We start from the raw sequence: 22,945 nt of genomic DNA, 5'->3' as shown, positions 1-22,945 counted from the left end.
GCTTTCCATGGCCGACGACGACAAGCTTCGCGACTATCTGAAGCGCGCCATCGCCGATGTGCAGAGCCTGCGGGCCCGGCTCCACGAGGTGGAGTCCGCGCGCCGGGAGCCGGTCGCGATCGTGGGCATGTCCTGCCGGTTCCCCGGCGGCGTGGCCTCGCCCGAGGACCTGTGGGATCTGGTCGCGACCGGGCGCGACGCGGTGACCGCGTTCCCCGCCGACCGGGGCTGGGATCTCGACGCCCTGTACGACCCTGACCCCGACAATCCCGGCACCTCCTACACCCGGCACGGGGGCTTCCTGGCGGATGCGGCGGGGTTCGACGCGGAGTTCTTCGGGATCTCGCCCCGGGAGGCACTGGCCACCGACCCGCAGCACCGGTTGCTGCTGGAGACCGCGTGGGAGGCGTTCGAGCGGGCGGGGATCGATCCGGGGGCGCTGCGCGGGAGCCGTACCGCCGTGTTCGCCGGGCTCGCCGGGGGTGACTACGGTGTCGGGCCGGGCCTGCCGGTGGAGCTGGAGGGACAGCTGGGCATCGGGACCCTGCGCAGCGTGGCGTCGGGGCGGATCGCGTACTCGTTCGGGTTCGAGGGTCCGGCGGTGACGGTGGACACGGCCTGCTCGTCGTCGCTGGTCGCGTTGCATCTGGCGGTGCAGTCGCTGCGGTCGGGGGAGTCGGATCTCGCGCTGGCCGGGGGCGTGTCGGTGATGGCGACCCCGCAGGGGTTCGTGGAGTTCTCCCGCCAGCGGGGGCTGTCGGCCGACGGCCGCTGCAAGGCGTTCGCGCGTGCGGCGGACGGCACCGGCTGGGCGGAAGGGGTCGGGTTCCTGCTGGTGGAGCGGCTTTCGGACGCTCTCCGGCTGGGCCACGAGGTGCTGGCGGTCGTACGTGGGACGGCGGTGAACCAGGACGGCACCTCCAACGGGCTGACCGCGCCGAACGGCCCGTCCCAGCAGCGGGTGATCCAGCAGGCACTGGCCGCCGCCCGGCTGTCGGCTTCGGACGTGGACCTGGTGGAGGCACACGGCACCGGAACCAGCCTCGGCGACCCGATCGAAGCCCAGGCCATCATCGCGACGTACGGCCAGGGCCGTGATCCTGGCCATCCGTTGTGGCTCGGTTCACTGAAGTCGAACATCGGTCACGCGCAGGCGGCGGCGGGGGTCGGTGGTGTGATCAAGGTGGTGCAGGCGATCCGGCATGGGTTGCTGCCGCGGACGTTGCATGTGGATGAGCCGTCGCCGTATGTCGACTGGTCGGCCGGATCGGTGCAGCTGCTGACGGAGGCGCGCGAATGGCGTTCCGGCGCAACCCGCCGGGCCGGGGTGTCCGCGTTCGGCGTGAGCGGCACCAACGCCCACGTAATCATCGAAGAGCCGCCGTCGGAGCCGCTGTCGCCGTTGTCGTCGCCCGAGGTCGCGTCCGGGTCAGGGTTGTCGGCGGGGTCCGTGGCGGGGCCCAAGGCCGCGTCTGTGGCGGGGCCCAAGGCCGCGTCTGTGGCAGGGTCCGAGCCCGGGTCCGTGTTGAAAGGCATCGGCCGTCCCGGTGTCGATGCGGCATTGCCGGAGTTGGCTTCGCGGTGGTCGGCGGGCGGTCTGGTGCCTTGGGTGGTCTCGGGGCGTGGTCTCGCGGGTTTGCGTGGGCAGGCGGCGCGGTTGGCCGAGTTCGTGGTAGCTGATCTTGATCCGGCGGATGTGGGTTATTCGCTGGCGCGTGGTCGTGCGGTTCTGGATGAGCGTGCGGTGGTGGTTGCCGGTGACCGTGGGGAGTTGCTGGCGGGGTTGCGGTCGTTGGCGGCGGGTGAGCCCTCGGGTCAGGTGGTCAGCGGTCGTCCTGGTCGGGCGTTGGCGTATCTGTTCACCGGTCAGGGAAGTCAGCGGGAGGGGATGGGCCGGGAGCTTTACGAGCGTTTCCCGGTGTTCGCCGAGGCTTTCGACGCGGCGGTCAAGGAGTTGGACGCCCATCTGGCCGGGGTTCTGGTCGGGGGTGCGCCAGGCGTGGCGTCCGCTGACGTGCCGGGCGGCGCAGTCGGTGAGCTGGGCGGGCTTTCGGTTCGGGACGTGGTGTTCGGTTCGGCTGGGCTGCTGGATCAGACCGTCTATACGCAGTCGGGCTTGTTCGCGTTGCAGGTCGGGCTGTTCCGGCTGTTGGAGTCGTGGGGGATATTTCCGGATTTTCTGGTGGGTCATTCGATTGGGGAGTTGGCGGCGGCGCATGTGGCCGGGGTGTGGTCGCTGACCGATGCGGCGAAGGTGGTGGCCGCGCGGGGCCGGTTGATGCAGGCGCTGCCGTCCGGTGGGGCGATGGCCGCGATCGAGGCAAGCGAGGACGAAGTTCCCGCGGGCGTCGAGATCGCGGCGATCAACGGGCCTGGCTCGCTGGTGATCACGGGTGATGAGGACGCGGTCGAGGCCGTGGTTGCTTCGTGGAAGCGGCGGACTCGGCGGTTGGCGGTCAGCCATGCGTTCCATTCGGCCCGGATGGAACCCATGCTCGGCGAATTCCGGCAAATCCTGGAATCGGTGACCTTCAGCGAGCCTTCGATCCCGCTGGTGTCGACACTGACCGGCCGGATCACAACCGTCACTCACCCGGATTATTGGGTACGGCAGGTACGCGAGCCCGTCCGCTTCGCCGACGCCATAACTGCCCTGGACGCCGCCGGAGTCACGACATTTCTGGAATTGGGACCGGATGGGGTCCTGTCCGGGATGGCTCGCGAGTCGCTTCCCGAGGGCCGGGTCCTGGCCCCGGTGCTGCGCAAGGATCGGCCTGAAGACGTCACCGCCCTGCTCGCGCTCGGCCACGCGCACATCCACGGCCGCACGATCGACTGGAACGCCGTCTTCCCCCAAGCACGAAAAGTCGACCTCCCGACCTACGCCTTCCAGCACAGCCGCTACTGGCTGGAACCCCCCGCGCAACACCTGGCCGACCCAGCAGCCCTCGGTCTGACCGCCGCAGGCCACCCGCTGCTGGGCGCCGCCGCCGTGCTCGCCGACGCCGACGGCGTCCTGCTATCGGGCAGGATCTCACTGCGCACCCACCCATGGCTGGCCGACCACGCCGTCATGGGCACCGTCATCGTGCCCGGCACCGCCCTGCTGGAACTCGCCGTCCGAGCAGGCGACGAGACAGGCCTCGACACCCTCGACGAACTCGTGATCGAGACCCCATTGGTGCTCCCCGACCAGGGCTCGGTAGACGTCCAGGTCGCGACCGGAACCCCGGACGACTCCGGCCGCCGCCCGGTCACCATCCACTCCCGCCAGGAAGGAACCACCGCCTGGACCCGGAACGCCGCCGGATTCCTGACCGGCACCCACCCGGAGGCGAGACCGCCGGAAGGCGTCCGCCCCGCCCAGCTGGAGATCCTTCCGCAAGGAGGCCCGCAGCCTGATGCCGGGGCACAGGAAATACCTGGGCCTGATGCCGGAACGCGGGGAGTACCTGGGCCTGATGCCGGAACGCGGGGAGTACCTGGGCCTGATGCCGGAACGCGGGGAGTACCTGGGCCTGATGCCCGAATGCGGGGAGTACCTGGGCCTGATGCCGAAACGCGGAGGGTACCTGAGCCGGACGCCCAGGCACAGGGAGTACCTGAGCCTGGTACCGAGGTGCATTCGGAGGTCTGGTCCCAGGGAGTAGCCACGCTTCGCGGCCAGTTCGAGGTATGGCCGCCGGAAGGGGCGATCCCGGTCGAGGTTGATGACGTCTACCAGACGCTGGCGAGCGCTGGTCTCACCTACGGACCCGCCTTCCAGGGACTGCGCGCCGCCTGGCGTGCCGGGGACGAGTTCCTGGCCGAGGTGGAGCTGGCCGAGCCGGAGCACGCCGACGCCGCACGCTTCGGCATTCACCCCGCCCTGCTCGACGCCGCCCTGCACATCGTGGCCCATCACGGGCTGCGGGACAGCCCGCCAGGCCAGAACCGCCTGCCCTTCGCCTACGGCGGGGTGCGGTTGCACGCCTCCGGCGCGGCCGCCCTCCGGGTCCGGCTCACCCCGCGCGGCACCGAGGAACTGTCCCTCCACGCCGCCGACGCGTCCGGAGCCCCGGTCGTGAGCGTGGCGTCGCTCAGGGCCAGGCTGGTCGCCGCCGAGCGCCTGCGGCCCGCCGCGCACGACGCCCTGTTCCAACCGGTCTGGACGGAAGTCGAAGCCACGACCGCGGAAGAACCCGCCTACGTGGTCCAGGTCACCGGCGCGGAATTCCGCGACCTCGAACCCGAGGCGGCCGTGCGCGCCCACATCAACCGGGTCCTCGACCGCGTGCGCGAATGGCTGGCCGCCGAGCGCGACGGCTCGTCCCGCCTCGTGGTGGTGACCAGGTACGCCGTCGCCACCACCACCGAGGAGAGCCCGAACCTGGTGATCGCGCCCATCTGGGGCCTGATCAGGTCCGCCCAGGCCGAGCACCCCGGCCGGATCGCCCTGGTCGACGTCGCCGCCTCCGGGCCCGACGCCATCCGCTGGGCGGTGGCCGCCGCGCTCGGCTCCGGCGAACCCCAGCTCGCCGTACGAAACGGGAAGGTGCTCGCGCCACGCCTCACCCGGGCCTCCGCCGGGGACGGCGGCCGGGACTGGAACCCTGAGGGGACCGTGCTGATCACCGGCGGCACCGGCGCCCTGGCGGGGGAGCTCGCCCGCCACCTGGCGACCACGCGCGGCATCCGCCACCTCGTGCTGCTCGGCAGGCGAGGCCGGCTGGCCCCCGAGCTCACGGCCGAACTGACCGCGCTCGGCACCCAGGTGACCATGGCCGCGGCCGACGCCGCCGACCGTGCGGCACTGGCCGCCGTGCTGGCCGCGATCCCGGCGAGGCACCCGCTGACGGCGGTCGTGCACGCCTCCGCCGTGGTGGACGACGGCCTGATCGAGTCGCTGACCCCGGAACAGGTGAGCCGGGTACTGCGCCCCAAGATGGACGCCGCGTGGGCGCTGCACGAGCTGACCCGCGACCACGATTTAGCCGATTTCGTCCTCTACTCGTCGGGGGCGAGCCTGCTCGGCGGCCCCGGCCAAGGGGGATACGCCGCCGCCAACGCCTTCCTGGACGCGCTGGCCGCACACCGCCGCGCGCTCGGCTTGCCGGGAGTCTCGCTGGCCTGGGGCCTGTGGGAGCGGCCGACCGGCGTCACCGCCCACCTCACCGACGCCGACCGGGCCCGCGCGGCCCGCGCCGGTCTTGGCGCGCTGACCACCGAAGAAGGGCTGACCCTGTTCGACGCGGCGCTCCGGTTGGACCAGCCGGTCCTCGTCCCGGCCCGCCTCGACCTGCGACCACGCGACGAACCGCCGCCCGCGCTGCTGCGCGCCCTGATCCGCCCGGTACGGCGCTCTGCCCGCACCCGCGCAGAGACAGGCCCGGTGCTCGCCCACCGCCTGGCCAGACTCCCGGGAGAACGCCGCGCGGAGGCCGCCTTAGAGGCGGTCACGGTCGAGGTGGCCGCAGTGCTCGGCGCGAACGCCGCCACGATCGCGCCGGACCGCCCGTTCAACGACCTCGGCCTCGACTCCCTCACCGCCGTCGAACTGCGCAACCGGCTCGACACGGTGACCGGCCTGCGGCTCCCCGCCACGGTCACCTTCGACCACGGCACCACCGGCGCCCTCACCGCGTACCTGCTGACGAGACTGGCCACCGCGCCCGAGCCGGAACCCGCCGAGACGGCACCGCAGGGCCCGCTCGCCGACCTCTACCGGCGGCTGTGCGCCAAGGGCGAGTACGCGGCGGCGGCCGAGCTGATCGGCGTGGCCTCGCACCTGAGGTCGAGCTTCACCGCCGGGCAGGCCAAGGACCACACGCTGGACCCGATCCGTCTCGCCGAGGGCCCCGCGCCGATCGCGCTCATCTGCTTCCCAGCCGTCAGCGCTATCTCCGGCCCGCACGAGTACGCCCGCTTCGGCCACGCCTTCACCGGCGAGCGCGACGTCCACGTCCTTCCGTCCCCCGGCTATGACCAGGACGACCTGCTCCCGGACAGCGAGGAGACGTTCATCCGGATGCACGCCGACACGGTGGCCCGGCTGGTCGGCGACCGCCCGTACACGATCGTGGGCCGGTCGATGGGCGGCTGCGTGGCGCACTCGGTGGCGGCCGAGCTGGAGAACCGGGGAGTGCCCGCCTCGGGCCTGGTGCTGATCGACTCCTACCCGATCGAGAGCGCGTCGCTGGAGGGCATGCGGGACTGGTGGCTGAAGGCGATGCTCACCGGAATGCTGGAGCGCATCGAGCGCTACCGCATGGTGTGGAGCGACGCCAGCCTCACCACCATGGGCGGCTACGGCCGGATCCTGGCCGGGTGGGAGCCCAAGCCGATCGACGCCCCCACCCTGGTCGTCCGCGCCGAACAGCCGCTGCGCGGCACCATCGTCGACCCCACCGGCCGGCTCGACTGGCGGGCCTTCTGGCCGCTGCCGCACGAGACCGCCGACGTGCCGGGCGACCACTTCACCGTGCTGGAAGAGCACTCGGACACCACCGTCGCGGCCGTACGCGACTGGATCGAATCCATCGAGAAGAGGAGCACATGAGCGTACAGGTCGTGGCCGTCACCGGCGCCGCCGCCGGGATCGGCAGAGCCACCGTGGAGCTGTTCGCCGAGCGGGGCGCGCGGGTGGTGGCCGTCGACGTCGACAAGGCGGGCCTGGACGAACTGGCCGGCGACGGTATCGCCACGCTGGCCGGGGACGTGTCCACCGAGGAGACCAACGCCGCCCTGGTCGACCTCGCGCTCGACCGGTTCGGGCGGCTGGACGCGGTCGTCCTGAACGCGGGCGTCAGCGGCGCAGGCCCGCTGGAGTCGCCGGGCGCGATCGAGCGGTTCGACCGGATCCTCGCCGTCAACGTGCGCGGCGCGGTCCTGGGCGTGCGGGCCGCGCTGCCCGCGCTCCGCGCGTCCGGGGGCGGCTCCGTCGTGGTCACCTCCTCGATCTCCGGGCTCGGCGGCGATCCGGTCACCTGGGCGTACAACGCGTCCAAGGCGGCCCTGGTCAATCTGGTGCGCGGGCTGGCGATCGACTACGCGGTGGAGAACATCCGGATCAACGCCATCGCCCCCGGCGGGACGGTGACCGCGCTCACCGCCGGAGTGCTCGCCCATCCCACGCTCGGCCCTGCCGTGACCGAGCGCATCCCGCAGCGGCGCTGGGCGCAGCCGCGCGAGCAGGCCGAGGTCGTCTGGTTCCTGACCTCCCCCGCGGCCTCGTACGTGACCGGCGTCACCATCCCCGTCGACGGCGGCCTCAGCGCCAACAACGGCATCCTCCTCCCGCCCGCGTACCCGGGCGACTCACCCCGATAGGAGCGTTCATGAGCGTCGAACAGAACAAGGAAACCGCCCGGCGGCTGTACGAGGAGCTGATCACGCTCCGCCGCCCGGAACTGCTGGACGAACTGGTCGCCGAGGACGCGGTCGACGAGACGGTCCAGGGCGGCAGGGGCGGCCGGGACGACTTCCGCGACCACGTCCAGGGCGTCTGGGACACGGTCGAGGGCGTCAAGGCGACCGTCACCGATCTGGTCGCGGAGGGCGACCGGGTGGTGGTCTTCTGGCGGATCGAGGGCGTCCAGCGCCAGCCGCTCTTCGGCGCCCCGCCGAGCGGCCGCCATTTCATCGGCAGCAGCATCAGCTGGCTCACGTTCCGGGCCGAGAAGATCGTGCGCTACAACGTGCTGCCGGACCGGCTTGGCATTCTCCAGCAGATTTCCCCGGCAAATGGATGAATTGTCGCCCGAGGATGTCGGGAACATTCGCCAGACCCTCGCCCTGTTCGCGCACGTCTTCGACAACAAGGAGGTCGCCGATCTGGGCCTGGTCTTCACCGAGGACGCGGTGATCGAGCTGACCCGGGGAGCGGGCCGCACCATCGAAGGGCTGGCCGCCATCGGCGAGCTCGCGGTCGGCCTCGGCGCGGACGCCCCTGACCACCATACTCTCGACACGCACGTGTCCGTGGACGCCGACGGGACCGTCCGGGCACGCAGCCGCTATCTCGCCATCCTCCCCGACGGCAGCGTGCACAACGGCGACTACCTGGACGTCCTCGAACGCACGCCGGGCGGCTGGCGAATCGGGCGGCGCGTTTCCGTGCCGCGATATCCACGGGCCGCCGAGAATACCGGTTAGGGGCTTCTAGGGGTATCCACTCCGGTCGGCCCGCAATAGCCTTCCGGCGAAAGTCGAATTCAGTTTTCCTTTTATTACTATTTCCGACCCCGCCGGAGCGGTGAAATGCACGTGCCCAGAACATTTCGATTGTCACGGCAGGCCGCCATCGCGAGCCTGGCCGTCTTCCTGGCCGTCGCCTGCGGCGGCGCTCCGGCGGAACCCTCCGGCGCGGGGAACACGTCGGCCGCGCCGGTCAAGGGCGGCGCCCTCACGTTCGCGGCCGACACCGAGCCGGTCTCCTTCGACGTCCACGTCAGCTCCCAGGACATCACGGGAGCGATCCTGCGCAACGTCTTCGACTCCCTGATCGCGGAGGACGCCGCCGGGAAGTTCCACCCGTGGCTGGCCGAATCCTGGGAGGTCGCCCCCGACCTGAAGAGCTACACCTTCCACCTGCGTAAAGACGTGAAGTTCCACGACGGCACGCCGTTCGACGCCGAAGCCGTGAAGATCAATTTCGACCGGATCGCCGACCCGGCCACCAAGTCGCAGCTGGCCGCCAGCCTGCTCGGGCCGTACACCGGAACGAAGATCGTCGACCCGCACACGGTGACGGTGGAGTTCTCCGCGCCGTTCGCGCCCTTCCTGCAGGCGGCCAGCACCGCCTACCTCGGCTTCTACTCGCCCAAGACGATCGCGGCCAACGCCGCGACACTCGGCTCCGGCGGGTCCGTCGGGGTGGGCACCGGTCCTTTCGTCTTCACCGAGTACGCCAAAGGCCAGCAGGCCGTCTTCACCCGCAACCCCGCCTACGCCTGGCCGCCGAAGACGGCCGTGCACACCGGGCCCGCCTACCTGGACAAGCTGACCGTGCGGTTCCTGCCCGAGGCCTCGGTCCGGGTCGGCTCGCTGACCAGCCGGCAGATCGACGTCGCCGCCGCGATCCCCCCGGCCAACGCCGGGACCATCGACGGCAACGCCGCCCTGACCCTGCTCAACGCCGACTATCCCGGCGGCAACTACAGCATCTACCTGAACGCCTCCAAGGCCCCGCTCAACGACGAGAAGGTCCGCAAGGCGCTCCAGCGCGGCCTCGACATCGACACCAACGTCAAGGCGCTCTACTTCGGCCACTTCAAGCGCGCCTGGAGCCCGCTGGCCCCGACCACGCCCGGCTACAACACGGCGCTGGAGAACAGCTGGCCGTACGATCCGGCGCTGGCCAACCAGCTGCTCGACGAGGCCGGCTGGACCGCCAGGGACGCCGACGGCTACCGCGTCAAGGACGGCAAGCGCCTGGTCGTCGACTGGCCGCTGCTCCCCGCCCAGTACGTCCGCGACCAGCGGGACATCCTCGGCCAGGCGTTCCAGGCCGACCTGAAGAAGATCGGCGTGGAGGTCAAACGCCCGCAGGCCGACATCGGCACCTACCTGGAACGCGTCTACGGCGGCAAGGCCGACATGGCCGACTACAGCTGGTCCCGGTTCGAGCCGGACGTGCTGTGGCTGCTGTTCAACGGCGCCAGCCGCCCGCAGGAGGGCGGCCAGAACGCCACCTTCCTCAACGACCCCGACCTGACCAAGTGGACCGACCAGGGCAGGGCCACCCTCGACGAGGCCGTCCGCGCGGACGTCTACGGCCGCACCCAGCAGCGCGCCGTCGACCTCGCCCTGGTGATCCCCGTCTACACCCAGTCGCAGGTGCTCGGCCTGGGCAAGCAGGTCCGGGGGCTCACCCTGGACGCCAACGCCTGGCCGCTCTTCTACGACGTCTGGCTCGGCAAGACCACCCAGTGAGACCAACGGTGCGAACCCTGGCGAAACGCGTCGGCGCGGGGCTCGCGGTGCTGTACGGCGCCGCGACCCTCGCCTTCGTCTCCCTCCAGCTCATCCCCGGCGACACCGTCTCGACCCTGCTGGGCCCGGCCACCACCGCCTCGGCCGAGGTGCGCGCCCAGATCAGCGCCGAGCTCGGCCTCGACCAGCCGCCCCTGACCCGCTACCTCGCCTACCTGGGCCGGGTCGTCACCGGCGACCTCGGCTCGTCCTACCAGCTGCAGCGGCCCGTCTGGCAGCTGATCGGCGACCAGCTCGGCCCGACCGTCCAGCTGGCCGCGGCCGCGATGGCGGCGGCCGTGCTGATCGCCCTGGTCTCCGCGGTGGCGACGGCGGGACGGCGCCGCCAGGTCCGGGCCGCGGCCACCGCCTGGGAGCTGGTGGCGGTCTCGCTGCCCTCCTACTGGCTGGGCATCCTGCTGCTGACCGCGTTCTCCTTCCAGCTCCCGATCTTCCCGGTGATCGGCGCCCAGGACCTCCCGGCGCTGGTGCTGCCCGCGCTCACGCTGGGGCTGCCGATCGCCGGGGTCCTCGCCCAGGTGCTGCGCGAGGGCCTGGAGGCCGCGCTGGCGCAGCCGTTCGCCGTCACGGCCCGGGCGCGGGGCCTGAGCCAGACGGCGGTACGGCTGCGCCATGCGCTCCGGCACGCCGCGTCGTCGCTGGCCACCCTCACCGGCTGGCTGGTGGGCACCCTGCTCGGCGGGGCGGTGCTGGTGGAGACGGTCTTCGGCCGGTCGGGCATCGGCGCGCTCACGCTGCAGGCGGTGGACAACAAGGACATGCCGGTGGTGATGGGCGTGGTGCTGCTGTCGGCGCTGGTGTTCGTGGTCATCTCCAACCTCGTCGATCTTCTGTACCGGGTCATCGACCCCCGGGTGCGGGCATGACGGCGCTCACCCTCACCCGGGCCCCCGGGCGGCGCTGGTCGCTGCCGCTCGCCTGGGCGGTCCTGGCCCCGATCCTGGTCGCCGCCGCCGCTCCCGAACTGCTCGCCGCCGTCTCGCCGATCGCCACCGACCCCGTGAACGCGCTGCTGCCGCCCGGCGCGGGGCACTGGTTCGGCACCGACCAGCTCGGCCGTGACCTGTTCACCCGCGTCGTGCACGGCGCCCGGCCGTCCCTGCTGCTCGGCCTCGGCGCCACCGTGCTGGCCGTCGCCGCCGGCGCGCTGCTCGGCCTGGCGGCGGCGCTCGGCGGCCGGGCGGCCGACCAGGTCGTCACCCGGGTCCTGGACATCCTGCTCTCGCTGCCCCAGCTGCTGCTCGCCCTCCTGGTGATCACCGTGCTCGGCGGGGGCGTGGCCAACGTGGTGCTGGCCATCGCCGTCGCCTTCACCCCCGGGTATGCGCGAATCGTCCGCGCGGAGGCCCTGGTGGTCCGGCGGTCCGGCTACGTCGAGGCGGCCAAAGGCCTCGGGCTCGGCCGTCCGGCGCTGATCGCGCGCCACATCCTGCCCAACGCCGTCGGCCCGCTGCTGGTGCTCGCCACCGTCGGCTTCGGCACCGCCCTCATCGCCGGGTCCGGGCTGAGCTTCCTCGGCTTCGGGGTGCAGCCGCCCGACCCCGAATGGGGCGCGATGCTGGCGGAGGGCCGCGACTTCCTGGCGACCGCCTGGTGGATCGGGCTGTTCCCAGGCGCCGCGATCACCGCCACGGTGATCGCCGTCAACGTGCTCGGCCGTGCCGCGCAGCGGCGTTTCACCCGGAGGACGTCATGATCCAGGTCGACGGTCTGGAGGTGTCCTTCGGCGCCGTGCCCGCCGTGCGCGACGTCTCGTTCCGGGTCGCGCCGGGCGAGTGCCTGGCCATCGTGGGCGAGTCCGGCTCGGGCAAGAGCGTCACCGCGCGCGCCCTGGTCGGCCTGGCCGGGGACCGGGCGGCGGTCCGGGCCAGGGCGTTCACCTTCGAGGGCGAGGATCTGACGGCGCTGACCGAGACCGGCTGGCGGGCCGTGCGCGGGCGGCGGATCGGGCTCATCCTGCAGGACGCGCTGGTCTCGCTCGACCCGCTCAGGACCGTCGGCGCCGAGGTGGCCGAAACCCTCCGCGTGCATCGGATCGCGGACCGGGCAGCACGTCCCGACCGGGTGTTGTCGCTGCTGTCCGAGGTGGGCATCCCCGATCCGGAGCGGCGCGCCAGGCAACACCCGCACGAGCTCTCCGGCGGCCTCCGGCAGCGGGCCCTGATCGCCTCCGTGCTCGCCGCGGGACCGTCCCTGCTGGTCGCGGACGAGCCCACCACCGCGCTCGACGCCACCATTCAGGCGCAGATCCTCGACCTGCTCGGCCGCCTCAGGGATTCCGGCTCCGGGCTGCTGCTGATCAGCCACGACCTCGCCGCCGTGGCCCGCCTGGCGGACAGGATCGCGGTCATGCACGAGGGGCGGATCGTCGAGGAGGGCCCGGCGGCCGAGCTCCTCGCGGGCCCCCGGCACCCGTACACGCGGGCGCTGCTGGCCGCCGTGCCGGGCGCCCGCGCGAAGGCGCCGGGCGAGCGAGGTCCCGTGCTGCTCTCGGTGGCGGGCGTGTCCCGGCGGTTCCGCACCCCCGACGGCCACCAGCAGGCGGTCGACGACGTCTCGTTCGAGCTCAGGGAGGGGGAGACCCTCGGCCTGGTCGGCGAGTCCGGGTCCGGCAAGACCACCGTGGCCAGGATCGCGCTCGGCCTGCTGGAACCGGACGCGGGCCGGGTCCTGCTGGGCGGCGAACCGTGGAGCGGCGTCCCGGAGCGGGACCGCCGGGCCAGGCGGCGCCGGATCCAGGCCGTCTACCAGGACCCGCTCGGCTCCTTCGACCCCCGGCACACGGTGGGCCGCATCCTCGGCCAGGCGGTGGCCCTGACCGGCCTGCCGCGCCGCGCGCGCCCGGCCCGGGTGGCCGAACTCCTGGACCAGGTCGGCCTGTCCGCCACCCTGCTGGGACGGCGTCCGCTGGAGATGTCCGGCGGCCAGCGCCAGCGGGTCGCCATCGCGCGCGCCCTCGCCGCCAGGCCGGACGTGATCGTCTGCGACGAGCCGGTGTCCGCCCTCGACGTCTCCATCCAGGCCCAGATCCTCGACCTGCTCGCCGCGCTCCAGCGGGACCTGGGCGTGGCCATGCTGTTCATCTCCCACGACCTCGGCGTCATCCGCCACGTCAGCGACCGGATCGCGGTCATGAAGGACGGCCGGATCGTGGAGAGCGGCGACGCCGCCGAGGTGTTCGAGTCGCCCGCGCACCCGTACACGAAGGAACTGCTCGCCGCCGTCCCCACCCTCACACCGGAACGGAGCGCGTGAATTACCTGAGACCCTCACCCCACGCGGCGGCGAGCAGCTCGTGCGAGCGGACCCGGTCGCCGTGGTCGTGCGTGATCGTGGTGACCAGCAACTCGTCGGCGCCGGTCGCCTCCCGCAGCACCCGCAGCCGCTCGACCACGGAGTCCGGCGAGCCGACGAACTGGGTGTCCAGCCGGTCGGCCACCAGCGCCCGGTCCTCCTCGCTCCACTCGAACGCCGCCGCCTCCTCCGGCGACGGGAACGCCATCGCGCCCGCGCCGGTGCGGATGCTGCGCACCCACAGCCCGTACGGCTCCGCGATCCGCCGTGCCTCCGCGTCGCTCTCGGCCACCACCACGTCGGCGGAGACCATGACATGCGGCGCGGCCAGCACCTCCGAGGGTTTGAACGCGTCCCGGTAGGCCTCCACCGCCTCCAGCACGCTGGCCGGGCTCACGTGGTAGTTGGCCGCGAACGGCAGCCCACGCTCCCCGGCCACCTGGGCGCTCTGCCCGGCGCTGCTGCCCAGGATCCACAACTCCAGCTCCGCCCCTTCCCCAGGCTGGGCGTGCGCCTCGAACCCTTCCTCCGACCGGTACGTCCCGTCGATGAACGCCTGGATGTCCGCCACCTGATCCGCGAAGTCGGGCGACTCCGCGCCGGGCTGCTGCAGCAGCGTCGCCCACAGCCGGATGATCGGCGACTTGGCGATCGACGCGAACGAGAACGGCGGCGGGATGAGCAGCCCGTTCACGATCCGCGACTCGGTGGGCGGCGGGGGAGGCGGCTGCGCGGCCAGCTCCTTGGCCCGCTGGCCGGACCGCCCGAGCCCGAGGTCGATGCGCCCCGGGTGCAGGGCGTCCAGGGTGCCGAACTGCTCGACCACGGCGAGCGCCGTCTGGTGGCCGAGCTGCACCGCCCCGGAACCCACCCGGATCCGCTCGGTGGCGGCGGCGACCAGGCCGATCAGCACAGCCGGAGCCGAGCTGGCCACCCCGGGGGTGAGATGGTGCTCGGCCAGCCAGTAGCGGTGATAGCCCGCCGCCTCCGCCCGCCGGGCCAGGTCGATGGTGTTCCTGATCGCCTGCCTGGCGCTCCCGCCGGAGACGATGGGGGCCAGGTCGAGAATGGACAGCCGGGTCATGCGAGCCCTCCCGGGGATATTGATTAGAAAGTCGTGATCTGGACTGCCGCAGCGGTGATTAGCCTGGTCAGCGGCTATGCGGCTGTCTATGGGACGGGTTTCTGGTCAAAGGTCTGCTGGGGATCTCCTTGCGGAGCACGGGGGCGATCTCGGCCTGGAACAGTTCGAGCGAGTCCCGGTGCTGGGCCTCGGTCAGCCCGTCGGCCTCGGCGGACAGGTGCATGACCTCGTGGCCGAGCCGCTGGTGGTACCAGAGGACCTTGTCGATGATCTGCTGCGGGCTGCCGATCAGGATGGAGCTACGCTCGATGGCGTCCTCCAGGCTGGTGAAAACCGGGTCGAGGCCGCGCGCGGCGAAGAACTTCAGCCGCGCGTCGAAGATCGGCCGGTAGGTCTCGATCGCGTCCTGGGATTTAGGCGTGCTGTAGTAGCCGGCGCTTCCCGCGCCCACCAGCAGATCGGCCGGGTCGTGCCCGTAGTGCTCCCACCGCTCCCGGTAATACCGGACCAGCTCGGCGTACGGTTCGACCGGGTTGGTGACGTTGGCCGAGAACAACGGGTCGCCGTAATAGGCGGCCAGGTCGACCGACTCCTTGCTGGTCGCGCTGCCGTGCCAGACCCTGATCGGCTGCTGGAACGGCCGGGGCAGCGCCTCGGCGTTCTCCAGCGACGGCCGGAACTGTCCCGACCAGGTCACCTTGTCCTCGCGCCAGAGCCGCCGGAACAGCTCGTAGCCCTCCCGATTGCGGTCCCACTGATCCTGCTCGGTCACGTGGAACAGCTCCGCCTGGGCGGTGCCGTTGCCCTTGCCGATCATCAGGTCCAGCCGCCCGCCGGACAGGTGGTCGAGCGTCGAGTAGTCCTCGAAGGCCCGCACCGGATCCAGCAGGCTGAGCGTCGTCACGGCCGTGAACAGCCGGATCCTGGACGTGCGCGCCGCGATGTGGCTGAGCACCACCGGCGGCGAGGAGGACAGGAAAGGCCGCTCGTGCCGCTCCCCGAACCCGAACCCGTCGAACCCCAGCTCCTCGGCCTGCACCGCGCTCGCGACCACCTCGCGGAACCGCTGGTTGGTGGATTTCAGCTCACCGGTGATCGGATGCGGCGTGTGGAAGGCGAGGGTCATCGCGAGGAACTTCACGACGCCCTCGCATACCGGCTGACCGGCCGCGCCAGCCCCAGCCGCCCGCGCAGATCCGCCGTCTCGTACGCCTTCCGGAACAAACCCCTGGCCTGGAGCTCCGGCACCAGGCCCTGGGTGATCGCGGACAGATCGCCCGGGAGCACCCCGGGACGCAGGCGATACCCGTCCAGGCCCGCGTCCCGCCAGCCCACCAGCAGGTCGGCGAGCCCTTCCGGCGTGCCCTCGAAGATGTGCGCGTCCGAGACCAGCGCCGCGCCGTCGAGATCGTCCAGGCGGGCCTTGTCACCTCCCAGGAACACCACCAGATCGGCGAAAATTTTCAGCTCGGGCCCGGTCCGGCCAACGGTCGCCTCCGCCTCCCTGACCTGCCCGACGATCCGCCGCGCGTCGTCCTTGTCCTGCGGCGTCACGTAAACGACATCGCTGCCGCGCGCCGCGAACTCGTACGGCACGACGTCATGCCCCAGCGAAGTCACCAGCGGCTGCCCCTGCGGCGACCGTGGAGTGATCGACGGACCCTTGACGTCGAACCACTCGCCCTGGAAGTCGATGTAATGCAGCCGGTCCCGGTCGATGAACCGCCCGGTCGCGGCGTCGCGGATCTCGGCGTCGTCCTCCCAGCTGTCCCACAGCCGCCGCACCACCTCCACCGCGTCGGCCGCCTCCCCGAACAGCCGCCGGATCCGCGCCACGTCGGCCACGTCCAGCGGCGGGAACTCCCGCCGCCCGAAATGCGCGGCCTCGTCCGGCCGGGCCGACAGCCGCGGCCGCCAGCCCGCCCGGCCCCGGCTGGCGTGATCCAGCGAGGCGATGCCGATGGCCACGTGGAACGGCTCGGTGTGGGTGACGATGGTGGTCGGGATCAGCCCGATCCTGGACGTCAGCGGCGCCAGCGCGGCGGCCAGCAGCACCGCGTCCAGCCGCCCGCGCACCTGGTCGAGCCGGTCGTCGGGAGCGTCGAACCGGGACGACTGCAGGCCGAGCGAATCCTCGAAGGTGACCCAGTCGAGCAGGCCGCGCTCGGCCTCCACGACCAGCTCGGCCCAGTATCCGGCGGTGAACAGCCGGTCGGGGCGGGCGCCCTCGGCACGCCAGGCCGCGGGATGCCAGCCGGCGCCGTCCAGCGCGACGGCGAGGTGCAGAGTCATGACGGCTCCTTCGTGAGGCCCAGATGGTCGCGGAGGGTGGGACCGGTGTAGTCGGCGCGGAAGACGCCCTTCTCCTGCAGCAGCGGAACGACCTGGTCGACCAGGTCGTCCAGGCCGCCCGGGGTCAGGTGCGGGACGAAGATGAAACCGTCGGCGGCGTCGGTCTGCACGAACAGGTTGATCTCCTCGGCCACCGAGGCCGCCGTGCCGACGAAGGTCTGCGGGGCGGCCGTCTCGATGACCAGCTCCCGGATGGACAGGTTCTTCTCCTCGGCCAGCGCCCGCCACTTGGCCGCCACCGCGCCCCGGTCGCCGCGGAACTGCGCCCGGCCCTCGGACACGCCCGGCCCGAGGTCAGGTTCCAGGTCGGGCAGCGGCCCGTCCGGGTCGTACGCGGACAGGTCCCGCCCCCACACCCCCTCCACGAAGGAGATCGCGGTCTGCGGGCTGACCTGGGCCTTGCGGATCTCGGCGGCGCGCTCGGCGGCGTCCTCCTGGGTGTCGCCCAGGACGTAGGTGACGGCGGGGAGGATCTTCAAGTCGTCGGGGCTTCGGCCGTACCGGGGGAGGCGGCTTTTGACGTCGCGGTAGAAGGCGCGGCCCTCCTCCAGTTTGCTGTGGCGGCTGAAGATGACGTCGGCGGAGGAGGCGGCGAAGTTGCGGCCCTCGTCCGAATCCCCGGCCTGGATGATCACCGGATGCCCCTGCGGCGGGCGGGGCACGTTGAACTGGCCGGTGATGGTGAAATGTTTGCCTTCGTGGTGGAAGGTGCTGATGCCTCCCGGGCGGATGAACTGCCCGTCCGCGGCGGTCACCGCGTCGGGCGCCCAGGAGTCCCACAGTTCCCTGGCGGTCTGCAGGAACTCGGTGGCCCGGGTGTACCGGTCGGCCTCGGCCAGGTAGCCGCCGCGCCGGAAGTTCTCGCCGGTGAAGGCGTCCCAGCTGGTCACGACGTTCCAGGCGGCCCGGCCGCCGCTCAGATGATCGAGCGAGGCCAGCCTCCGGGCCACCTCGTACGGCTCGTTGAAGGTCGAGTTGACCGTCGCCGCCAGCCCGAGATGGGTGGTGACGGCCGACAGGGCGGCCAGCACGGTCAGCGACTCCGGGCGGCCGACCACGTCCAGGTCGTGGATGCGGCCCTTCATCTCCCGCAACCGCAGCCCTTCGGCCAGGAAGAAGAAGTCGAACTTCCCGCGCTCGGCGGTCTGGGCCAGATGCCGGAAGGAGTCGAAGTCGATCTGGCTGCCCGACCGCGGGTCGGACCAGACGGTGGTGTTGTTAACGCCGGGAAAATGCGCGGCGAGATGGATCTGCTTGGTCATGAAGCCCTCCTGACCAGAGGTGCGGTGGTGTCGAGCCGGGGAACGGCGGCCAGCAGTTCGCGGGTGTAGCCGGCGGCGGGCGCGGTGAGGACCTGGCGGACGTCGCCGGACTCGACCACCCGCCCGTCCTTCATCACCAGCACCCGGTCGCTGACGTGGTGCACCACCCCGAGGTGGTGGGAGATGAACAGGTAGGCGACGCCCAGCTCGGCCTGCAGGTCGGTGAGCAGGTCCAGCACCTGGGCCTGGATGGACACGTCCAGGGCCGACACCGGCTCGTCGCAGACGATCACGCGCGGGCGCGGGGCCAGCGCGCGGGCGATCGCCACCCGCTGCCGCTGCCCGCCGGACAGCCGTAACGGCCGCCGCTCCAGCACGCTCGCGTCCAGACCGACCTGTTCGAGCAGCTCCACCGCGCGGTCGCGGCGGGTGGCCCGGGGTTCGCCGCCGACGTCGAGGGCCTCGTCCAGGATGCGGCGCACGCTGAACCGGGGGTCGAAGGAGCTGAGCGGATCCTGGTAGATGACCTGGATGTGCCGCCGCAGCTCCCGCTTCCGCCGGGCGGTGAGCCCCGCCCACGGCTGCCCGTCGATCTCGACGGACCCCCGGTCGGGGGCGAGCAGGCCGAGCACCAGCCGGGCGGTCGTGGTCTTGCCCGAGCCGGACTCGCCGACGATGCCCAGCGTCTCCCCGGCGCGCAGCTCGAACGACACGCCGTCCACGGCAGCCCGGCCCTTGAACGACTTGGCCAGGTCGCGCGCCTCGATCACCACCTCGCCCGGGGGCGCACGCCGTACCTCGGGAGCGGTGGTGGCCGACAGGCGGGCGCCCTTGGACTCCTCGGTCGGGATCGCTGCCAGCAGGCCCCGCGTGTACGGATGCTCCGGCTCGCGCAGCACCTGGTCGGCGGGACCGCTCTCCACCACCACGCCGTCCTTCATGACCAGGATGCGGTCGGCCAGCTCGGCCACCACCGCCAGGTCGTGACTGATCAGCAGCAGCGCGGTGCCGCCGCGCCTGCGCTCGGCCAGCAGCCGCAGGATCTGCGCCTGCACGGTGACGTCCAGCGCGGTGGTCGGCTCGTCGGCGATCAGCAGCCGGGGGTGGCAGGCGATCGCCGAGGCGATCAGCGCCCGCTGGCGGAGCCCGCCGGACAGCTCGTGCGGGTACTGCCGGGCCCGCTGCTCCGGCTCGGGCACGCCGACCTCTTCGAGCAGCTCGAGGACGCGCCCGGGGATGGCCGCGCGGGGGACCGCGCGGTGCAGCCGGAGCGTCTCGGCGATCTCCTTGCCGACCGGGCGGAGCGAGTCGAGCGAGACCAGCGCGTCCTGGAGCACGAACCCGATGCGCCGCCCCCGGATCGACCGCCACTGCCGCTCGGAGAAGCCCGACGTGTCCACGCCGTCCACCCGCAGCGCCCCCGCCCTGACCCGGGCCTCCTCGCCGGCCAGGCCGAGCAGGGTACGGGCGGTGACGCTCTTGCCCGACCCCGACTCGCCCACGATCGCCACGCACTCGCCAGGGTGGACCGCGAACGAGATCCCCCGCACGGCCTCCAGCGTGCCGAACGACACATGCAGATCGGTGACCTCGACGACAGGTTCGGTCATGACGTTCTCCCTTCGACCAGCCGTTGCAGGTGCCGCCCGACCACCGTGATGGACAGCACGGTCAGGGTGATCGCCACGCCCGGGAAGATGGCGATCCACCACGCGACGGAGAAGTAGTCCCGGCCGCCGGAGAGCATCGCGCCCCACTCCGGCGCGGGCGGCTGCGGGCCGAGACCCAGGTAGCTGAGCGAGGCGGCGGCCACCAGGGCGGTGCCGACCTCGATGGTGGCCAGCACCAGCAGCGGCGCGAACGCGTTCGGCAGCACGTGCCGCAGGATGATCCGGCCCTGGCCCAGGCCCAGCGAGGTGGCCGCCTCCACGAAACCGGCCCGGCGGATCACCATCGTCTGGGCCCGGACCAGGCGGGCGTAGCTGGGCGCGGTGTACAGGGCGATGGCCAGGATCACGTTGACCGTGCCGGGACCGGTGATGGTGATCACCAGCAGCGCGAGCAGCAGCGTCGGCAGCGCCAGCACAACCTCCACCAGGCGCATCACGATCTCGTCCAAAGCCCGGCCACCGAGCGCCGCCAGCAGGCCCAGCGCCGTGCCCACCGCCACCGCCAGCGCGGTCGCGCCGAGCCCGGCCAGCAGCGACGGCGCGGCGCCGTAGACGATGCGGGTGAACACGTCCCGGCCGTTGGCGTCCGTGCCGAACAGGTGGTCGGCGCTCGGGCCCTCCAGCGCGGCCAGCGCGTCCGCCTGGTCCGGGGTGCCGTCCACCAGCAGGGCGGGAGCGAGCGCGGCCAGCGTGATCAGGGCCAGCGTCACCGACGCCGCGCCCACCCCCACGCGGGCCTTCACGCGGCGCTCCGCAGCCGCGGGTCGATCACCAGGTAGAGCAGGTCGATCAGGATGTTGACCACCACGTACAGCAGGGCCGTGACCAGCACCACGCCCATCACCACCGGCAGATCCTTACCGGACACGGCGGTCAGGGTGAGCTGGCCGATGCCCTGCCGGGAGAAGATCTGCTCGACCGCCACCATGCTGCCCACCATCAGGCCGATCACCCAGCCGAGCAGGGTCACCGCCGGGACCAGGGCGTGCCGGAGCGCGTGGCGGAGCCGTACCCCCAGATCGGACATGCCGCGCGAGCGCGCGGTCAGCACGAACGGCTCCTCCAGGGTCAGCTCCAGGCTCTCCCGCATCAGCTGGGTGAGCATCGTGGTGATCGGGATGGCCACCGCGATGACCGGGAGCACCAGGCTGCTGCCGCTGTCGTCGCCGACCGCGGGGAACCAGCCGAGCTGGAAGGAGAAGACGGTCAGCAACAGGATCGCCGCCCAGAACGTCGGGATCGAGACGCCGATCAGCTCCAGGCCCGAGGACAGGCCCCGGATCCAGCGTTTCCGCCGGGCGGTGAGCAGCGCCAGCGTCGTGGCCGCCACCACCGCCACCAGCAGGGCGGCCCCGGCCAGCTGGATCGACGGACCCAGCTGGGTGCCGATCGCCGTCGCCACCGACTCGTGCAGCTGGTAGGACTGGCCGAGGTCCCCGCGCAGCACCCGGCCCAGGTAGGTCGCGTACTGCACGGGCAGCGGCGCGTCGAGCCCGTAGTCGGCGATGATCTGCGCCCGCACCTCGGGCGTCACGATCGAGCTGCCGATCAGGACGTCCACCACGTTGCCGGGCGTGAGGTGCAGGGCGGTGAAGGAGACCGTCACCGCCCCCCAGAGCACCAGCACCGAGGTGCCGATCCTGGTCAGGATCCTCCGGATCATGCCTTGGACACCCAGGCGTCGTAGAAGGTCGGGTACGCCTGCGGCTCCCAGGCGATGTCCCGGACGTTCTTCGACACGCCCAGCAGGTAGTTGAAGACGTACACAGGGAAGACCACCGCGTCGGTGTTCACCTTCTGCTGGATCTTGGCGTACAGGGCGGCCCGCTCGGCCAGGTCCGTGGTGGCCAGCGAGTCGCTCAGCCAGCCGTCCACCTCGGCGTCCTCGTAGCGGGCCAGGTTCTGCCCGAAGAACGTGCCGCTCGGGATGTTGGAGATGGCGAACAGGTTGCGCAACGTGTCCCCGTCCGCGCGCTGCCAGCTGAAGTCGATCAGGTCGTAGTCACCGGCGATGGCCTTGGGCGCGAAGTCCGTGGCCGTCACGTCGGTGAAGACCACCTCGAAGCCGATCTTCTTCGCCTCGGCCTGGATCTGCTCGGCCAGCGTGCCGCGCTGCTCCCGGGCGAACGACTTCAGGAACGGCCAGCGCACGGTCAGCCGCGCGCCGTCCTTGGTGCGGTAACCCTCGGCGTCCTTGGCCGTCCAGCCCGCCTCGTCCAGCAGCCGGCCCGCGCCCTCGGGGTCGTAACGCCACTGGGACTCGGTCGCCGCGTCGTAGCCGTGGGTGGCCGGGGAGACCGGGCTGAACGCCGGGTCGAAGGTGCCGAAGTAGAGCTTGCCGACGATGGTCGCGAAGTCGATGCCGTCCCGGAACGCCTGCCGGACCTTCTGGTCGGCGAAAACCCCCTTGGCGGTGTTCGGGTAGTAGTTGTAGTTGCCGCCCGGCGCCTGCTTGCGCACGATGGTCAGCTTGGGATCGGCCTCCACCTGCTTGACGTTGACCGGCGGCACGCTGGCGATCGCGTCGATCTGGCCGCTGGTGAGCGCGCCCAGCCGGACCGCGTCCTCGGTGAGAACCTTGATCTCCAGCTTCTCCAGGTACGCCGGACCGGTGTGCTTGGCGCCCTCCGGAGCCCAGTTGTAGTCCGGGTTGCGGTGATAGGTGATGCCCTGGTGGGGCACGAAGGCGTCGATGACGAACGGCCCCGTCCCCACCACCTTCTTCGCCAGCGCCTCCGGCCCTTCGGCCAGCGCCGTCGGCGACTGGATCCCGAAGTACGCGGTGGCCAGCGCCGCCAGGAACGGCGAGTACGGCTTGCTGAACGACACCTCCACGGTCTGCGCGTCGATCACCTTCGTGCCCTCGTACGGCCCGAAGGCGGCGGCGGCCAGCTGCGACTTGGTCTTCGGATCGACGATGTGGTCCAGGTTGGCCTTGACCGCCGCCCCGTCGAAGACGCCTCCGTCGCTGAACTTCACTCCCTCGCGCAGCTTGAAGGTGTAGGTCTTCCCGTCCGCGGAGATCTCCCACGAGGTGGCCAGCCAGGGGTGAATGCCGCCCTTGTCGTCGAGCGCCACCAGCGAGTCGAGCACGGGACGGGTGAACAGGCCGGTCACGTCCTGCGGGCTGGCGTGCGGGTCCAGGTTGATCGGCTCGGTGTTGACGCCGAAGACGAGCGTTCCGCCCTTGGCGGGCGCTCCAGCCGGGGCCTGGGCTGCCGGGGTGGCCGAGGTGCCACAGGCGGTGAGCGCTAACAGGACTGTCAGCACCGGGATGGCGAGGCGGCGGTTGAGGGACAAGGAGATCACCT

Annotated in this window: 16 protein-coding genes; 8 read left to right on the top strand and 8 right to left on the bottom strand. The window is 71.8% G+C overall.

The window, feature by feature from the left end; translation table 11 throughout:
• The first annotated feature begins 7 nt into the window (after window positions 1-7).
• The 8 genes from Amac_RS11285 (at window position 8) to Amac_RS11250 (ending at window position 13,227) form a co-directional block, all read left to right on the top strand.
• Window positions 8-6,538, top strand: coding sequence for a type I polyketide synthase (locus tag Amac_RS11285; protein ID WP_155354283.1), 6,531 nt, complete (start codon window positions 8-10; stop codon window positions 6,536-6,538).
• The gene (locus Amac_RS11280; RefSeq protein WP_155354282.1) at window positions 6,535-7,308 is read left to right on the top strand and encodes an SDR family NAD(P)-dependent oxidoreductase; all 774 of its coding nucleotides are present in this window, start codon (window positions 6,535-6,537) and stop codon (window positions 7,306-7,308) included. Before Amac_RS11285 ends, Amac_RS11280 begins: the two co-directional genes overlap by 4 nt.
• 8 nt (window positions 7,309-7,316) lie before the next feature.
• Window positions 7,317-7,730, top strand: a complete 414-nt coding sequence (locus tag Amac_RS11275; protein ID WP_155354281.1) for an ester cyclase — start codon at window positions 7,317-7,319, stop codon at window positions 7,728-7,730.
• Window positions 7,723-8,133: a nuclear transport factor 2 family protein gene (locus Amac_RS11270; RefSeq protein WP_155354280.1), complete on the top strand. Its 411-nt coding sequence runs from the start codon at window positions 7,723-7,725 to the stop codon at window positions 8,131-8,133. Before Amac_RS11275 ends, Amac_RS11270 begins: the two co-directional genes overlap by 8 nt.
• Window positions 8,134-8,244: 111 nt before the next feature.
• Complete coding sequence (locus Amac_RS11265) at window positions 8,245-9,912, top strand: ABC transporter substrate-binding protein (RefSeq protein WP_218041010.1); 1,668 nt, start codon at window positions 8,245-8,247, stop codon at window positions 9,910-9,912.
• Between the two features lie 8 nt (window positions 9,913-9,920).
• Window positions 9,921-10,838: an ABC transporter permease gene (locus tag Amac_RS11260; RefSeq protein WP_246268250.1), complete on the top strand. Its 918-nt coding sequence runs from the start codon at window positions 9,921-9,923 to the stop codon at window positions 10,836-10,838.
• Entirely contained in the window at window positions 10,835-11,668 is an 834-nt protein-coding gene (locus Amac_RS11255) for an ABC transporter permease (RefSeq protein WP_155354278.1), read from the top strand. The genes Amac_RS11260 and Amac_RS11255 overlap by 4 nt, the downstream gene beginning before the upstream one ends.
• On the top strand, window positions 11,665-13,227 hold the full coding sequence (locus tag Amac_RS11250; protein WP_155354277.1) for a dipeptide ABC transporter ATP-binding protein: 1,563 nt from the start codon (window positions 11,665-11,667) through the stop codon (window positions 13,225-13,227). The genes Amac_RS11255 and Amac_RS11250 overlap by 4 nt, the downstream gene beginning before the upstream one ends.
• A 1-nt stretch (window position 13,228) precedes the next feature.
• Here Amac_RS11250 and Amac_RS11245 read toward each other — a convergent pair whose 3' ends face one another.
• The 8 genes from Amac_RS11245 to Amac_RS11210 all read right to left on the bottom strand — a co-directional run bounded on the left by Amac_RS11245 (window position 13,229) and on the right by Amac_RS11210 (window position 22,934).
• A complete protein-coding gene (locus Amac_RS11245) occupies window positions 13,229-14,350 on the bottom strand; it encodes an LLM class flavin-dependent oxidoreductase (protein WP_155354276.1) in 1,122 nt (373 codons plus the stop codon).
• 67 nt (window positions 14,351-14,417) lie between these two features.
• On the bottom strand, window positions 14,418-15,491 hold the full coding sequence (locus Amac_RS11240; protein ID WP_155354275.1) for an LLM class flavin-dependent oxidoreductase: 1,074 nt from the start codon (window positions 15,489-15,491) through the stop codon (window positions 14,418-14,420).
• The gene (locus Amac_RS11235) at window positions 15,488-16,642 is read right to left on the bottom strand and encodes an LLM class flavin-dependent oxidoreductase (protein WP_155354274.1); all 1,155 of its coding nucleotides are present in this window, start codon (window positions 16,640-16,642) and stop codon (window positions 15,488-15,490) included. The genes Amac_RS11240 and Amac_RS11235 overlap by 4 nt, the downstream gene beginning before the upstream one ends.
• A complete protein-coding gene (locus tag Amac_RS11230) occupies window positions 16,639-17,964 on the bottom strand; it encodes an NtaA/DmoA family FMN-dependent monooxygenase (RefSeq protein ID WP_155354273.1) in 1,326 nt (441 codons plus the stop codon). The genes Amac_RS11235 and Amac_RS11230 overlap by 4 nt, the downstream gene beginning before the upstream one ends.
• A complete protein-coding gene (locus Amac_RS11225) occupies window positions 17,961-19,574 on the bottom strand; it encodes a dipeptide ABC transporter ATP-binding protein (RefSeq protein ID WP_155354272.1) in 1,614 nt (537 codons plus the stop codon). The genes Amac_RS11230 and Amac_RS11225 overlap by 4 nt, the downstream gene beginning before the upstream one ends.
• A complete protein-coding gene (locus Amac_RS11220) occupies window positions 19,571-20,377 on the bottom strand; it encodes an ABC transporter permease (RefSeq protein ID WP_155354271.1) in 807 nt (268 codons plus the stop codon). The genes Amac_RS11225 and Amac_RS11220 overlap by 4 nt, the downstream gene beginning before the upstream one ends.
• A complete protein-coding gene (locus Amac_RS11215) occupies window positions 20,374-21,297 on the bottom strand; it encodes an ABC transporter permease (RefSeq protein WP_155354270.1) in 924 nt (307 codons plus the stop codon). The genes Amac_RS11220 and Amac_RS11215 overlap by 4 nt, the downstream gene beginning before the upstream one ends.
• Window positions 21,294-22,934 (bottom strand): ABC transporter substrate-binding protein, encoded by a 1,641-nt coding sequence (locus Amac_RS11210; protein WP_155354269.1) that lies wholly within the window; start codon window positions 22,932-22,934, stop codon window positions 21,294-21,296. The genes Amac_RS11215 and Amac_RS11210 overlap by 4 nt, the downstream gene beginning before the upstream one ends.
• Window positions 22,935-22,945: the final 11 nt, after the last annotated feature.

Origin of the sequence: Acrocarpospora macrocephala (assembly GCF_009687865.1) — a bacterium.
GTDB lineage: Bacteria > Actinomycetota > Actinomycetes > Streptosporangiales > Streptosporangiaceae > Acrocarpospora > Acrocarpospora macrocephala.
This window is presented reverse-complemented; position numbering and strand designations above follow the sequence as displayed.

What these genes read in the sequence shown, in the direction of transcription:
- Amac_RS11215 (WP_155354270.1), bottom strand. Translation starts at nt 21,297, where the DNA reads ATGATCCGGAGGATCCTGACCAGGATCGGCACCTCGGTGCTGGTGCTC.
- Amac_RS11245 (WP_155354276.1), bottom strand. Translation starts at nt 14,350, where the DNA reads ATGACCCGGCTGTCCATTCTCGACCTGGCCCCCATCGTCTCCGGCGGG.
- Amac_RS11235 (WP_155354274.1), bottom strand. Translation starts at nt 16,642, where the DNA reads ATGACTCTGCACCTCGCCGTCGCGCTGGACGGCGCCGGCTGGCATCCC.
- Amac_RS11285 (WP_155354283.1), top strand. Translation starts at nt 8, where the DNA reads ATGGCCGACGACGACAAGCTTCGCGACTATCTGAAGCGCGCCATCGCC.
- Amac_RS11270 (WP_155354280.1), top strand. Translation starts at nt 7,723, where the DNA reads ATGGATGAATTGTCGCCCGAGGATGTCGGGAACATTCGCCAGACCCTC.
- Amac_RS11255 (WP_155354278.1), top strand. Translation starts at nt 10,835, where the DNA reads ATGACGGCGCTCACCCTCACCCGGGCCCCCGGGCGGCGCTGGTCGCTG.
- Amac_RS11230 (WP_155354273.1), bottom strand. Translation starts at nt 17,964, where the DNA reads ATGACCAAGCAGATCCATCTCGCCGCGCATTTTCCCGGCGTTAACAAC.
- Amac_RS11225 (WP_155354272.1), bottom strand. Translation starts at nt 19,574, where the DNA reads ATGACCGAACCTGTCGTCGAGGTCACCGATCTGCATGTGTCGTTCGGC.
- Amac_RS11250 (WP_155354277.1), top strand. Translation starts at nt 11,665, where the DNA reads ATGATCCAGGTCGACGGTCTGGAGGTGTCCTTCGGCGCCGTGCCCGCC.
- Amac_RS11280 (WP_155354282.1), top strand. Translation starts at nt 6,535, where the DNA reads ATGAGCGTACAGGTCGTGGCCGTCACCGGCGCCGCCGCCGGGATCGGC.
- Amac_RS11275 (WP_155354281.1), top strand. Translation starts at nt 7,317, where the DNA reads ATGAGCGTCGAACAGAACAAGGAAACCGCCCGGCGGCTGTACGAGGAG.